This is a genomic window from Arthrobacter sp. LjRoot14 (assembly GCF_964253905.1).
Classification (GTDB): Bacteria; Actinomycetota; Actinomycetes; order Actinomycetales; family Micrococcaceae; genus Arthrobacter.
The window spans coordinates 824,829-839,465 of record NZ_CAXURL020000001.1 but is presented as its reverse complement, the minus strand read 5'-3'; the positions used below and the strand labels follow the sequence as shown (position 1 = coordinate 839,465).

At 62.7% G+C, this 14,637-nt stretch carries 8 protein-coding genes and 2 rRNA genes; 2 read left to right on the top strand and 8 right to left on the bottom strand.

Annotation, left to right across the window (positions count from 1 at the left end):
* Positions 1 to 74 precede the first annotated feature (74 nt).
* From ACSQ12_RS03960 to ACSQ12_RS03945, 4 genes are all read right to left on the bottom strand, one after another.
* Complete coding sequence (locus tag ACSQ12_RS03960; protein WP_436064416.1) at positions 75 to 2,015, bottom strand: glycoside hydrolase family 13 protein; 1,941 nt, start codon at positions 2,013 to 2,015, stop codon at positions 75 to 77.
* A gap of 2 nt (positions 2,016 to 2,017) precedes the next feature.
* The gene (locus ACSQ12_RS03955) at positions 2,018 to 2,995 is read right to left on the bottom strand and encodes a sugar ABC transporter permease (RefSeq protein WP_436064415.1); all 978 of its coding nucleotides are present in this window, start codon (positions 2,993 to 2,995) and stop codon (positions 2,018 to 2,020) included.
* A complete protein-coding gene (locus ACSQ12_RS03950; protein WP_436064414.1) occupies positions 2,992 to 4,683 on the bottom strand; it encodes an ABC transporter permease subunit in 1,692 nt (563 codons plus the stop codon). Before ACSQ12_RS03950 ends, ACSQ12_RS03955 begins: the two co-directional genes overlap by 4 nt.
* A 196-nt stretch (positions 4,684 to 4,879) precedes the next feature.
* On the bottom strand, positions 4,880 to 6,178 hold the full coding sequence (locus tag ACSQ12_RS03945) for a sugar ABC transporter substrate-binding protein (protein ID WP_436066928.1): 1,299 nt from the start codon (positions 6,176 to 6,178) through the stop codon (positions 4,880 to 4,882).
* Between the two features lie 305 nt (positions 6,179 to 6,483).
* Here ACSQ12_RS03945 and ACSQ12_RS03940 point away from each other — a divergent pair, with 305 nt between their 5' ends.
* Positions 6,484 to 8,220, top strand: coding sequence for a glycoside hydrolase family 13 protein (locus tag ACSQ12_RS03940; RefSeq protein ID WP_436064413.1), 1,737 nt, complete (start codon positions 6,484 to 6,486; stop codon positions 8,218 to 8,220).
* A 46-nt stretch (positions 8,221 to 8,266) separates the two neighbouring features.
* Positions 8,267 to 9,295 carry a LacI family DNA-binding transcriptional regulator gene (locus ACSQ12_RS03935; protein WP_436064412.1) on the top strand — a complete coding sequence of 343 codons (1,029 nt, stop codon included), beginning with the start codon at positions 8,267 to 8,269 and terminating at the stop codon, positions 9,293 to 9,295.
* Positions 9,296 to 9,313: 18 nt separating this feature from the next.
* Here ACSQ12_RS03935 and ACSQ12_RS03930 read toward each other — a convergent pair whose 3' ends face one another.
* The 4 genes from ACSQ12_RS03930 to ACSQ12_RS03915 all read right to left on the bottom strand — a co-directional run bounded on the left by ACSQ12_RS03930 (position 9,314) and on the right by ACSQ12_RS03915 (position 14,386).
* Positions 9,314 to 9,835, bottom strand: coding sequence for an N-acetyltransferase family protein (locus ACSQ12_RS03930; protein WP_436064411.1), 522 nt, complete (start codon positions 9,833 to 9,835; stop codon positions 9,314 to 9,316).
* Between the two features lie 10 nt (positions 9,836 to 9,845).
* Complete coding sequence (locus ACSQ12_RS03925; RefSeq protein WP_436064410.1) at positions 9,846 to 10,337, bottom strand: SRPBCC domain-containing protein; 492 nt, start codon at positions 10,335 to 10,337, stop codon at positions 9,846 to 9,848.
* Between the two features lie 583 nt (positions 10,338 to 10,920).
* Positions 10,921 to 11,037, bottom strand: a 5S ribosomal RNA gene (gene rrf, locus ACSQ12_RS03920).
* 211 nt (positions 11,038 to 11,248) lie between these two features.
* Positions 11,249 to 14,386: ribosomal RNA gene (locus ACSQ12_RS03915) — 23S ribosomal RNA — on the bottom strand.
* Between the last annotated feature and the right edge of the window lie 251 nt (positions 14,387 to 14,637).

The following is a 14,637-nucleotide window of genomic DNA, read 5'->3' as shown; positions in this document are numbered from 1 at the left end:
GTCCGTCGAATCCGGCCTTCAGTCTAGACGGCGGATACCGGCGTCCCGACAGCACTGCCGGGACCTGCTGCGACTTACGGTGTCCGGGTTCCGGGAAGCACCCACACAGCGGCCGCCGCTTCGCCCGCGCTGATCCGGATGCCGGCACTCCGGTCCGCCGCGTCGGTTCGTAGGTCACCCGTGCAGAACGCGGGATCTGCGGCCAGGGCGGCGTTCTGCGCCGGAGACAGTGCACCGGCTGGGAGGTCGGCCCGGGCGGAGGCGCGGGCCACGAACACCAGGACGGCGCTCTCTGCTGTCTCGCGGATATAGGCGAGTGCGTCGCCGTCGGCATGCAGCCAGCGGATTCCGCCCTCGGTGAGCGCAGGCTGCTGCCGCCGCAGGGCTGCCAGGACCGAATAACCGGGACGAAGGTCCGATTCGATCCGGGCGGGGTCGTTCCAGGGCATCGGCGTCCTGGAGTCTTCGCCGTTGTACCCCTTGAGGCCGAACTCGTCCCCGGCGAAGACCACCGGGACACCGGGCATCGTGAACATCATGACGGCCCCGAGCAACTGCCCGCCGTCGATCATCACGGTGGCTGCACGGGCGGTGTCGTGACTGTTCAAGGCGTTCATGTTCTGGAGCCGAAGGTCCCAGCTAAAGGCCGACGCAAGGTCCAGGTGGGTGGCGAGGAAATCCTCGGCTCCCATCCGATTGGGGCCGGCCAGGGGGGTACCGAAAAAATTGACGTGCGCGGCGTCGCCTGCCAGCCAGGACCACAGTGGGCGGGTGAAGTTGGCGTAGGTCATGGCCCCGTGCCAGTGTTCGCCGGTGAAGTCCGGCGCGGCATCGTTGGTGGCTTCGGCCAGCAATGCTGCTTCGGGGTTGATGTCCCTGACCCGGTCCGCGATCAGGCAGGCCACCTCGCGGTTGAGGTCAGTGGCGCCCAGCCGGCCGGTCATGTTGCCGACGTCGATCCGCCAGCCGTCCAGGTTGAACGGGGGCCTGAGCCAGCGCGCCACCGGCGAGTCATCGTCCAAAACGAACTTGACCCTCAGGTCCTCGGAAGACCAGTTGAGCTTGGGCAGCGAGGCCACGCCGTACCAGGCTTCGTACTCCGTGTGCTCCGCATTGAAATAGTAGTAGCCGGCTTCGGCGGATGCGGGATCCGCCAGCGCCTGTCTGAACCACTCATGGGCATCGCCGGAATGGTTGGCCGTGAGGTCGCCCATCACTTTGATCCCGCGCGCATGGGCCGCTTCCACCAGCTTCACGAGGGCATCATCCCCGCCCAGGAGCGGATCCACTTCGTTGAAGGTGGAGGCATCGTAGCGGTGGTTGGAACGGGCCGGGAAGAAGGGCGTCAGGTAGATGACGTCGGCGCCGAGTTGCTGGATATGGTCCAGTCTTTCGGCCACCCCGGTGAGGTTGCCCCCATAGAACTGGAAGGGTGTGGCAGGTCCGGTTCCCTGCACGGGCGTGTGGTCCCATCCGGACGGGATGGCCCAGTCAGGGACCGGAAGCGGCCCGGCGTCGGCAGAGCGCGCGAAGCGGTCCGGAAACACCTGGTACATCGTTCCCCGGCGCAGCCACTGCGGCGCAGCCGGGAAGGCGGTCAGCCGGAAGTCCGCGTAGTCGGAGACATCGTGCCGGAACAGCCCCTGGGCGTTGAGGCTCCAGTACCCCGGAGTGCTGCCCGCCTGCCCGCTGCCCGCCTGTCCGCTGTCTGGAGTACCGTCGTCGTGCTCACTTTCCGCGACTTCCAGGAGGAAGCGGTACCGGGCCACCGGGTTGGTGACGGTCATCTCCGCTTCCCACCAAACCCAGCCGTCAAACTCCCCCAGGCTGTGCGCGGCGTCGTACCGGGGCTCACCGTCCTGGACCGACCGCACCCAGACCCGGGCGGCACGGCCCCAGGCCGCGGGTATCCGCACGCGGAGCCCGGCGGCATCGCCAAGCCCGGCGCGCCGCGGGACGTGCAGCGGCGAACCGTCGTGGTGCGGGAGGGGGCAGCGCGGGAGGAATGCCGGCATGCTTAGCCCTTGACCGAGCCCTGGGTGAGGCCGCTGACGATGTAGCGCTGAAGGAACAGGAACAGCGCCATTACCGGGACGGCCGCGAGCACGGCGCCGGCGGCGAAGACCCCCCAGTTCTCCGAACGCTGCTGGGCGACGAAGGAGTAGAGCCCGACGGCGAGTGTCTGGCTGTCCGGGTCGGTCAGCACCACGCTGGCTATGACGAATTCGCTGGAGATTCCGATGAAGGCGAGCAGCCCCACCACTGCGAGGATCGGGGTGACCAGGCGCAGGATGATGCCGAAGAAGATCTGCACGTGGCTGGCGCCGTCGATCTTGGCCGCCTCGTCCAGGGACTGCGGGACGGTGTTGAAGAAGCCGTACATGAGGTACGTGTTCACTCCCAGGGCACCGCCAAGGTACACCATGATCAGGCCGAGCTGGCTGCCCAGGCCCAGGGCCGGAATGACCTCGGAGATCCCGCTGAGCAGCAGGAAGATGGCCACCACGGCCAGCAGTTGCGGGAACATCTGGAGCAGGAGAAGGCTCAGCAGCCCGATCCGGCGCCCCTTGAACCGCATGCGGGAAAATGCGTAAGCGGCCATGGCTCCCAGGAACACCGTCGCTGCGGAGGTCACCACGCCCACCACCATGGTGTTGACGAACCAGCGGCCGAAGGGCCGTGACGGGTCGTTGAACAAGGCGGTGAAATTGCCCAGGTCCAGCTTGCTGAAGAGTGCGTTCGAGCCCACGAGCGTGCCCGTGGAGTTGAACGCGGCGGACAGTACATAGAGAAGCGGAAAGATCGCGAAGATGGTCACGGCGACTCCCACGAGGTGCCGCCAGCCCTTGTCCTTGAACCAGACACCGAACGTGCGCCGCCGGTGCAGCTTCTTCAGCTGCTCGACGGTAGTGCCTGCTGCGGTGCCTGCTCCGGTGACGGCGGAGCCTGTGGCGGGTGCCGCCGTCGTACCGGTGCGTGCCGTTGACCCGTTCATGAGTTCACGTCCTCGAGTGCTTTGGTCTGCTTGAAGCTGATGGCCGACACGGTGGCCACGATGATGAAAATGATGATGGCCAGGGCGCTGGCCAGGCCGTAGTCGCGGCCGGTACCCTGCCCGAACGCCACCTTGTACACCAGCGTGATCAGGATGTCCGTGGCTCCAATGTCACGGTCGGTGTCCGCGAAGCGCGGCCCGCCGCCGGTGAGCATGTAGATCACATTGAAGTTGTTGAAGTTGAAAGCGAAGGAGGAAATCAGCAGCGGGGCAATCGAGACCAGCAGCAGGGGAAGCTTGATGGACCGGAAGACGCGCCACGGGCCGGCGCCGTCCATCCGCGCAGCCTCGTCGAGCTCGGTGGGCAGCGACTGGAGGGCGCCGGTGCAGACCAGGAACATGTACGGGAAGCCGAGCCACAGGTTGACCACCAGGACGCTGATCTTGGCCAGGACCGGGTCCGTGAGCCAGCCGATGGTGGCGCCGCCCAGCAGCGTTTGGTTGAGCCAGCCGAACTGCGGGTTGAGGATGCCGGACCAGACCAGTCCGGACAGGAACGCCGGGAAGGCGTAGGGCAGGATCATCAGGATCCGGTAGACCTTCTTGCCACGCAGGTCCTCGCGGTTGAAGGTGATGGCCAGGAACAGGCCAAGCGCGAAGGTCAGCGCAACAGAGGCTACGGCGAAGGTGAAGGTCCAGAGGATGACACCCAGCAGCGGCCCTCGCAGGCTGGGATCGGTGAAGGCGCGGGCGAAGTTCTCCATGCCGACGTCGATTTTCCAGCCCGTGGTGAGGGTCTGGCCGTTGCTGTCCGCGAAGGCCCCCTTGCCGTTGTCCCGGTAGACGGCTCCCGTGTCGGTGTCGGTGAACGTGTCGGCCGCCGCGTCATAGGTCAGGGCCGGCTTGAACTCGTAGGCGCTGCTGCCGTCCGCCGTGCGCAGGGTGCCGTCCGCCGGGTCCTCCGAGACGGGCACGGTGATGGCCAGGATCTCCTGCTGGTTTGCCACGATTTCCTGGAAGTTCAGCGTCCGGTAGCCGTCAACGGAGTTGGCCTTGCCGGTGGAGTCGGTGCCCGCGCCGGGCACTTCCTGCAAAGGCGAACCGGTGCTGCCGATGGAAGCCTTGCCATCCGGATCGGTAAACAGCAGGTAGAAGTCGTTGCCCTTGGTGAGGACCGCTGCCTTGTAGGCCGGTGAGTCAGGGACACGCTTCTGGGCCGTGAGCTGGATGGCCGCGATTGCGTCGTCCTTGGTGCTGTTGTGCCCGTCTCCATAGTTGGTAAAAGCGATGTAACCGCTGAAGAGCACCACGAAGACCTGGAACACAAGCAGGAACAGCACGCCCGGCGCCAGGTATTTTGCGGGCAGTCCCCCCTTGCGGAGGTAGATCCAGTTAATGGCCAGTACGACGGCGGACGAGACCGCGAGGGCACCCCAGGACTGGCTCAGGAAGAGCATCATCAGGACATAGACGGCCACGGCGTCAACGAGGCCCAGGAGCACGATCTTGGCCACGGTCCCCTTGAGGGAATCCTGCCGGGAGCGACGGTTTGGCAACCCCGGCCGGCGGCCCGAGGTGCGGCCACCCTGTGATGGCGAGGTACCCGGCGTCGGCTCGGCTCCCGACGTTGGTCCGGCTCCCGACGTCGGGGGCGGCGGGGAATCCTGGAAAAGATCTGTTTTGGGCATGGCTGTCTATGGTCCTTGGGAGAAGCGGGGCCGTGGAAAGTGCGGGGCGCTGCAGTGACTGGCGCTGCAGCAACGGGCCGGGCAGCGGCAAAGCTGCCCGGCCCGTGCCGGCCGGAGTGAACCGGCGGGCGGCGTCAGCCGGCCGGAGTGAACCGGCGGGCGGCGTCAGCCGGCCGGAGTGAACCGGCGGGCGGCGTCAGCCGGCGATCTTCGCCTTGATGCTGGCAGCCATCTTGGCCCACTCTGCGGCGGGATCGCCCTGGCCCTTGATCAGCGCGAGTTCAGTGGCTCCCCAGTCGGCCCAGACTGCGCTCATTTCCGGAATGGCGGGCATGGGCACGCCGGTGGCACCGATCTTGCCGAATGCTTCCACCACGGGATCGCTGGCTGCCTTCTCGAAGGAGGCCTTCAGCGCCGGCGGGCGGCCGCCGGCCTTGTACATGGAATCCTGCGCCGCTTCGGAGGTGAGGTAGTTGGTGACGAATTCATTGGTGGCAAGGGCGTTGGCGCTCTTGGCGCTGATGAAGAAGCCGTTGACGCCGATAAACGGCTGGGCGGGCTTGTCACCGGCCGTCGGCAGGGCGTCCACAGCAAACTTGATGCCCTTCTTCTGGACATCCGGAACGTTCCAGGGGCCCGTCAGGAAGTAGGGGGATTCGCCTGCCAGGAACTTCTCCTTGGCGATGTCTCCGGTGATGTTGGAGTTGATGATTTTTTCACCTGCATCGCCCCAGGCCACGAGCTTCTTGGCGAACTCGACGCCGGCGGCGTCACCGATGAGGAGCTGTTTGGGATCGTAACCACCGTCGGCAGACTGGCCGAAGACCTGCGAACCCATGGAGGCCTGCAGCGGGTAGAGGTGGTAGGGGTCGCCCTGTTTGGGATCCATGCCCACCAGGAACGGGAACTTGGCCTTGCCGTCCTCCACTGCCTTCTTGCCGTTGGCCACTACTTCGTCCAGCGTTGCCGCGCTCTCGGCCACCAGATCGGTGTTGCGCAGCAGCGCGATGTTTTCGATGGCGTACGGGACACCATAGACGGAGCCGTTGAAGGTCATGGCCTTGATGGAGGAATCCTGGAAGGCCGACGACTTGTCCCCGAGTTCGATCGGAGCAATGACGCCGTTCTGGACGAACTTGCCGACCCAGTCGTGCGGTCCGACGATCAGGTCCGGGCCCTTGCCCGTGGGGACCTGGGTGATGAAGTCATCGCGGACGGCGGCGAAGTCCTTGACGACAAGTTTGACCTCGATGCCGGTATCGGCCTGGAACTTGGCGGTGATGTCTTTCAGCGCCGGTGACCGTTCGGCGTCGACCCACATGGTGATGGTGCCTGCACCGGCAGACTTCAGGTCCGGCTTAGCGGTAGCGGTTGCCGGTGCGGTGGCCGATGCGCCGCCGCAGGCGCTGAGCGCCAAGGCTGCCACGACGGAGAGCGCGCCCGCCGTGAAGACGCGGCGGCTGGTCCCGCTCGCGAGGGTGTTCTGCACCTTCATTGGTGTCCCTTTCATAAAAAATCCTGCATCCACGCGTCGGCCCCCTGGGCCCTGTGGCATCGTCGGTGATGTGGCTCACAGCTGCAAGCGCTTCCAAAGTACACGGGATGACTCATGATGGAAAGTCACCCTACTCGGCAGTAGCCTGGCGCGCAAAGCGGGACGCCGGCCTCACCTTTGGGGCCTATCGCTCATTGCAGCCTGTATTGCAGGGCCAAACAGGAGGTCACCTCACGCGCAATGAGTCCTACGTCACAATTGGAAGCGTTTTCAATTCTGGCTTGTTCCGTTCTACGATTACCGGCATGTCCGTTGACTCAATGCTCAAAGCCCCCGCCGTCGCGGCGGGGCCACTGACCCAGGTCCACACTGCTGATGAAGCTTCCGGCTGGTGGCGGTCCGCCGTCATCTACCAGGTCTATCCGCGGTCCTTTCGGGACCTGAACGGAGACGGCATCGGCGATCTTGCCGGCATCACTGCAGAGCTGCCCCAGTTGGCCCAACTCGATGTCGATGCCGTCTGGCTGTCGCCGTTCTACCGCTCACCGCAAAAGGACGCCGGCTACGACGTCAGCGACTACTGCGACGTCGATCCGCTGTTCGGCACCCTGGCCGACTTCGACGCCATGATGGTGGAGGCAACCCGCCTGAACCTGCGGGTGATCGTGGATCTTGTTCCGAATCACTGCTCGGACCAGCACGCCGCTTTCCAGGCTGCCCTTGCCGCCCCCGCCGGCAGTGCGGAACGTGACATGTTCATCTTCCGGGACGGCCTGGGAACCTATGGTGAAGAGCCTCCCAACAACTGGCAGTCGCACTTTGGCGGACCCGCCTGGACACGCATCACGGAGCCGGACGGCCGGCCCGGGCAGTGGTACCTGCACCTTTTCGACGCCTCCCAGCCCGACTTCAACTGGGACAACCAGGCAGTCCACGATGAATTCGAGCGGGTGCTGCGTTTCTGGCTGGACCGGGGCGTGTCCGGATTCCGCGTGGACGTGGCCCACGCGCTGGTGAAGGCTCCCGGCCTGCCGGAGTGGGGCGGCAGGGCCGACGGCAACAGCTGCGACGGCTACCCCGGCCATGACGCACCGATGTTCGGCCAGCCCGCCCTGCATGACATCTACCGGGCGTGGCGCCGGATTCTGGCCGAGTACGGTCCGGACCGCATCCTCTGTGCCGAAGCCAACGTGGACCCGTTGCCACGTTTGGCCGACTGGGTCCGCCCGGACGAAATGCACCAGGCGTTCAATTTTCCCTACCTCCATGCGGGCCTGGACGTACACCGCCTACGCGGCGTCATCACGGACTCCCTGGTGGCGCTGGACGCCGTCGGCGCGCCAAGCACATGGGTACTGTCCAACCATGACGTCGTCCGCCACGCCACCCGCTTCGGCTACGACGGACCCGCACCGCGCGACGGCGACGGGATCGGCACCTTTGACCGGCAGCCCGACTTTGCCTTGGGCAGGAGCCGGGCCGCGGCTGCCTCCATGTTCATGCTGGGACTTCCCGGCGGGGCGTATCTCTACCAGGGCGAAGAACTGGGCCTTCCGGACGGAATCGACATACCGGACAGCCAGCGCCAGGACCCCACGTTCGCGCGCACCGGAGGAGAACGGCTGGGCCGCGACGGCTGCCGGGTGCCCCTTCCCTGGCGTGCCGCCGAACTGCACGCCGGCTTCGGCTCGGGACAGGCTCCCTGGCTGCCGCAGCCGGCGAGCTTCAGCGAACTGGCGCGTGATGCGCAGGCTGAACAGCCGACGTCGCATTTGAACCTCTACCGCCGGATGCTGGCAATGCGGAGGGAGCTGGACCTCGGCCGGGGCTCGCTGGCATGGCTGGAAAGCTGGTGCAGCGATACGTCCCTGGCCTACGTCAACGGCACCACCCTTGTGGTCATGAACACGGGACCTGGACCGTTGGAACTCCCGGCCGGCCGGGTGCTGCTGCGCAGCTCCCCGGAGTCAGCTGAGACGAACTCTGGCGGTCATCAGCTAGGCTCGGGTGAGACGGTCTGGCTGAACCTTGAGGTTGGATGACCCGGCGGTCGTTGGAATTGGCGGTTAAGAACACGGAGAACTGAATATGCCCGGCATCAAGGACGTAGCTGAGCGTGCGGGCCTGTCCATCGCCACCGTTTCTCGGGCCCTCAGCGGCAAAGGCAATGTGTCCGCCCGCAGCCGCGAACGCGCGCAGGCGGCAGCAGCCGAGCTCGGTTTCGTCTTGTCGTACCACGCCTCTAGCCTGGCCTCAGGCCGGAACCACAATGTGGGTGTTGTTGTCCCTTCCGTCCACCGCTGGTTTTTCTCGTCGGTGGTGGAAGGGGTTTCGGCCACATTGCTCGACGCCGGGTACGACCTGACGCTATACAACGTCAGTGAAGGGCCTGACCGCCGGCACAGCGTCTTGAACGACTTCCTGCTGCGGAAACGTGTTGATGCGGTCATCGCGGTGTCACTCGAACTCAGTGAAGCCGAAATACAGCAACTGCTCGCCATTCACCGCCCGATCGTGGGAATCGGCGGCCCCTTGCCCGGCGCCTCCACGATCAGGATTAACGACCCGGGAATCGCCGAAGCAGCAACCAGCCACCTCATCAGGCTGGGGCACACCCAGATCGCCCACATGACCGGCGACGCCTCCTACCAACAGGATTTCCGGCTCCCCGGAACGCGTCAAGGCGGCTTCGAGAAAGCCATGGCGGCTGCCGGGGTTGCCGTCCGTCCGGAATGGCAGGCCTCCGCCGACTTCACCATCCAGGGCGCCTACGCGAGTGCCCGGCAATTGCTCGGGGGCACGTCCGAACGCCCCACGGCGGTGTTCGCGGCTTCAGACGAGATGGCCATCGGAACCATCCTGGCCGCACGGGACTTCGGTCTGCGGATCCCCTATGACTTGTCCGTCATCGGAATCGACGGCCACGAACTTGGTGAAGTATTTGGCCTCACCACTTTCGATCAGGACGCCCGTGGACAGGGGGCCCTGGCGGTCCGGCTCCTGCTGGCGGGCCTTGAGGACGCAGCCGACGGCGGTGCAACCGATACGGAGTTCCCCACGAACTTCGTGGTCAGGTCCAGCACCTCCGTGCCACCGGCAGACGCTGCGCAGCGCTGACTTTCTCCGATGGTATCGCTAGGCGGCCGGCGCGCGCGAGTGCAGCTCCCGCTCCATGATGATCTCCTTCTTCCCGGGATCGAGCGCATAGGCTTCCCGCCGCCCCGTGTCACCGAAGCCGTGGCGCGCGTAGAAAGCCAGGGCACGGGTATTGTCTTCGTGGACGCCGAGCTGCAGCAGTCCGCACTCCAGCTCACCTGCTGCGGCCTCGACCGACCTGCCGAGCATCTCGTCGGCGAGGCCGCTTCCCCGATACGGTACGGCCACATAAACACTAATGAGCATGGCTTGGCGCGGCCGATTAGGCTCCTGGGGATGCTTCACCACCACACGCATCAGGCCACAGAACACATTGGTCCTCGAACCGTCCTCAGCAACGAACGTCACACTTCCGGGAGCGGTCATCGCAGCGGCGCGGCTCCGCCATTGGCCCTCGGTCTGCGCCTGGGCGGACGCCAGGGATTCAACGTAAGCCGCTGGGGTATCGGCCAGCATTTCCAGCCTCACGGCGCGCAAGGATGCCCACTCCCCCTCAGCCATGCGCCGTACCCTAGCCAACTACACCACCCATGAACCGGGCAAAGCGGGCCAGTACGTCCGGCCAGCCGGCATCGTATTCAGCGCGTGTTACGGCAGGGTTTTCGGCACCCTCCCAGCCGTCGTGGACGAGGCGAAGCTCTGTGCCGCCTTCCACTGCCCTAAAAGCCACGCGGAGCTCGGTAGACCACAACGCAGTGGTCCCCGGGTGCCAGCTGGCATGAAAAGACAACGGCGGCTGCCAGTCGTCGATCGTTCCCCACACCGCGGTCCGGCCATCATCCGCGGTTTCCATAACCAGGTTCTCTTCGAACTCCACGTAAGAACCCGTACCGAAGACACTGTGGTCCTCGAGCGGCCACCAGAGGTGAGTGTGTTCGGTGAACCCAATGAACGCCTTGGAGACCGGACCGGGCACCACCACAGTGTGCACCACGGCGTCGAGGCCATCCACGGGATCGGGTGCTTCGTCCGCAGGGAACGCGTGGCTGAAGAGGTTATCCATGCTGAACAACTTTACCCGGACGCTCTCTCAGTTGTGGCGGGTTGTTTCCGGATGCTCTCCCGGTTGTGGCGGGTTGTTTCCGGATGCTCTCCCGGTTGTGGCGGGTTGTTTCCGGACGCTCTCTCAGTTGTGGCGGGTTGTTTCCGGACGCTCTCTCAGTTGTGGCCGGTTGTTTCCGGACGCTCTCTCAGTTGTGGCCGGTTGTTTCCGGACGCTCTCCCGGTTGTGGCGGGTGGTTTCCGGACGCTCTCCCGGTTGTGGCGGGGGTTCGAGGGGTGCCTGGTCCGGCGGCCGTCGGATGTGCGGGAGGGTCCGGCAAAAAGGGGTGCCGGATGTGAGAGAGCGTGGGCCAAACCAGGTGCCGGATCTGAGAGAGCGTGTGTCGAAAGGGGTGCCGGATCTGAGAGAGCGTGTGTCGAAAGGGGTGCCGGATGTGAGAGAGGGTCCGGTAAAAGGGGTGCCGGATGTGAGAGAGGGTGTGTCGGGAGGGGCGCCGGGCCTGGGTGTGGGGTGTGGGGTTTTGGTGGTTAACGTGGGAGAGCCCCAACCAGTTGCCTGGTTGGGGCTCTCGACCTGAATGATGTTCCGGCGGTGACCTACTCTCCCACACCCTCCCGGGTGCAGTACCATCGGCGCTGTGGGTCTTAGCTTCCGGGTTCGGAATGGGACCGGGCGTTTCCCCCACGCTATGACCGCCGTAACCCTTCTACCCGGACCCCCGGCACGTGCGCCAGGGGTTGGGAAATCTTGTGGTTACAACATTAGTGGTGTTGTTATTTTGTTGTGTTTTGTTCCTGCAACGCAACGGGTTTGTTGGTTGGGAACCACATAGTGGACGCAAGCAGTCTTGTTTTCTTTTTACCCCTTTTCATGGTGTGAACGTCTTTTGAATCCGTTCACGAAAGGGGTGTGTGGTGTAAGTTATCGGCCTATTAGTACCGGTCAGCTTCACGAGTCGTTAGTCCTCGCTTCCACATCCGGCCTATCAACCCAGTGGTCTGGCTGGGGGCCTCTCACACACAAGGTGTATGGAAATCTCATCTCGAAGCGAGCTTCCCGCTTAGATGCTTTCAGCGGTTATCCCATCCGAACGTAGCTAATCAGCGGTGCACTTGGCAGTACAACTGACACACCAGAGGTTCGTCCGTCCCGGTCCTCTCGTACTAAGGACAGCCCTTCTCAAATTTCCTGCGCGCGCAGCGGATAGGGACCGAACTGTCTCACGACGTTCTAAACCCAGCTCGCGTACCGCTTTAATGGGCGAACAGCCCAACCCTTGGGACCTACTCCAGCCCCAGGATGCGACGAGCCGACATCGAGGTGCCAAACCATGCCGTCGATATGGACTCTTGGGCAAGATCAGCCTGTTATCCCCGAGGTACCTTTTATCCGTTGAGCGACGGCCATTCCACAATGTACCGCCGGATCACTAGTCCCGACTTTCGTCCCTGCTCGAGATGTCTCTCTCACAGTCAAGCTCCCTTGTGCACTTACACTCGACACCTGATTGCCAACCAGGCTGAGGGAACCTTTGGGCGCCTCCGTTACTTTTTAGGAGGCAACCGCCCCAGTTAAACTACCCATCAGGCACTGTCCCTGACCCGGATTACGGGCCGAAGTTAGATGTCCAAAGTGACCAGAGTGGTATTTCAACGATGACTCCACCCGAACTGGCGTCCGGGCTTCAACGTCTCCCACCTATCCTACACAAGCCACTCCGAACACCAATACCAAACTATAGTAAAGGTCTCGGGGTCTTTCCGTCCTGCTGCGCGTAACGAGCATCTTTACTCGTACTGCAATTTCGCCGAGTTTATGGTTGAGACAGCGGGGAAGTCGTTACTCCATTCGTGCAGGTCGGAACTTACCCGACAAGGAATTTCGCTACCTTAGGATGGTTATAGTTACCACCGCCGTTTACTGGGGCTTAAATTCTCAGCTTCGCCTTGCGGCTAACCGGTCCTCTTAACCTTCCAGCACCGGGCAGGAGTCAGTCCGTATACATCGTCTTGCGACTTCGCACGGACCTGTGTTTTTAGTAAACAGTCGCTTCCCCCTGGTCTCTGCGGCCCCGATCCCCTCCGGACAGCACGTGTCCATCAAGGTTGGGGCCCCCCTTCTCCCGAAGTTACGGGGGCATTTTGCCGAGTTCCTTAACCATAATTCTCTCGATCGCCTTAGTATTCTCTACCTGATCACCTGTGTCGGTTTGGGGTACGGGCGGCTAAAACCTCGCGTCGATGCTTTTCTAGGCAGCATAGGATCACCGAATCCCCCCCTAAAGGGGTCCCGTCAGGTCTCAGGCATCATGAACGGCGGATTTGCCTACCGTTCGCCCTACATCCTTGGACCGGGACAACCATCGCCCGGCTCGGCTACCTTCCTGCGTCACACCTGTTAATACGCTTACCTCCCAGGATCAGGTCCCGCGCTCCACCAAAACCCTCACACCACAAGGGTGATCGGGCAGGTCTCGGGCGGTTAGTATCCCCTGTTCAGCATGGGCGGTTTTTCGCCGGTACGGGAATATCAACCCGTTGTCCATCGACTACGCCTGTCGGCCTCGCCTTAGGTCCCGACTTACCCAGGGCAGATTAGCTTGACCCTGGAACCCTTGATCATTCGGCGGACGGGTTTCTCACCCGTCTTTCGCTACTCATGCCTGCATTCTCACTCGTGTAGGCTCCACCGCTGGTTTACACCGCGACTTCACTGCCCACACGACGCTCCCCTACCCATCCACACTCCTGAACCAACCCCACAAAGGAGGCGGCTTGGATAAAATGTGAATGCCACAACTTCGGCGGTGTACTTGAGCCCCGCTACATTGTCGGCGCGGAATCACTTGACCAGTGAGCTATTACGCACTCTTTTAAGGATGGCTGCTTCTAAGCCAACCTCCTGGTTGTCTTCGCAACTCCACATCCTTTCCCACTTAGCACACGCTTAGGGGCCTTAGTTGGTGGTCTGGGCTGTTTCCCTCTCGACTATGAAGCTTATCCCCCACAGTCTCACTGCTGCGCTCTCACTTACCGGCATTCGGAGTTTGGCTGACGTCAGTAACCTTGTAGGGCCCATTAGCCATCCAGTAGCTCTACCTCCGGTAAGAAACACGCAACGCTGCACCTAAATGCATTTCGGGGAGAACCAGCTATCACGAAGTTTGATTGGCCTTTCACCCCTACCCACAGCTCATCCCCTCCATTTTCAACTGAAGTGGGTTCGGTCCTCCACGACGTCTTACCGTCGCTTCAACCTGGCCATGGGTAGATCACTTCGCTTCGGGTCTAGATCACGCCACTGCAACGCCCTATTCAGACTCGCTTTCGCTACGGCTGCCCCACACGGGTTAACCTCGCGACGTAACACTAACTCGCAGGCTCATTCTTCAAAAGGCACGCCGTCACCAGAATCAGACTGGCTCCGACGGATTGTAAGCACACGGTTTCAGGTACTGTTTCACTCCCCTCCCGGGGTACTTTTCACCTTTCCCTCACGGTACTGGTCCGCTATCGGTCATTAGGGAGTATTTAGGCTTATCAGGTGGTCCTGACAGATTCGCACGGGATTTCTCGGGCCCCGTGCTACTTGGGATACTTCCCAGGCGGTACACAACATTACGGTTACGGGGCTCACACCCTCTCTGGCCGGCCTTTCAAGACCGTTCACCTATGCCTGCACATCACACCTCGCTGTCCCGGCAGAGACAGCACGGAAAGTCCCGCAACCCCGACCATGCAACGCCCGCCGGCTATCACACATGGAACGGTTTAGCCTGATCCGCGTTCGCTCGCCACTACTAACGGAATCACTATTGTTTTCTCTTCCTGCGGGTACTGAGATGTTTCACTTCCCCGCGTTCCCTCCACGCACCCTATGTGTTCAGATGCGGGTCACCAGGTAACTCGCGTCCCTGGCGGGGTTTCCCCATTCGGACACCCTGGGATCACAGTCCGGTTATCGACTCCCCCAGGCTTATCGCAGATTCCTACGTCCTTCTTCGGCTCCTAATGCCAAGGCATCCACCGTGTGCTCTTAAAAACTTGACCACAAAAGATCAAAAACGCTAATTTTCGAGAGAACCATGAAAACCACCACCACCGCCCCGAAGGACAACAGCGACAGATCCAGGTTCATATTCTTGGAAATTGCTTCTTATAAAAGATGCTCGCGTCCACTATGTAGTTCTCAAACAACAACCCCGTACCACACACCCCACACACACAAACATGCATGATCGATGCAGCCAGGAAACCAGAAACAAACAAACCCGGAAAGAAACCCTCCCGGTCCTGTTGCC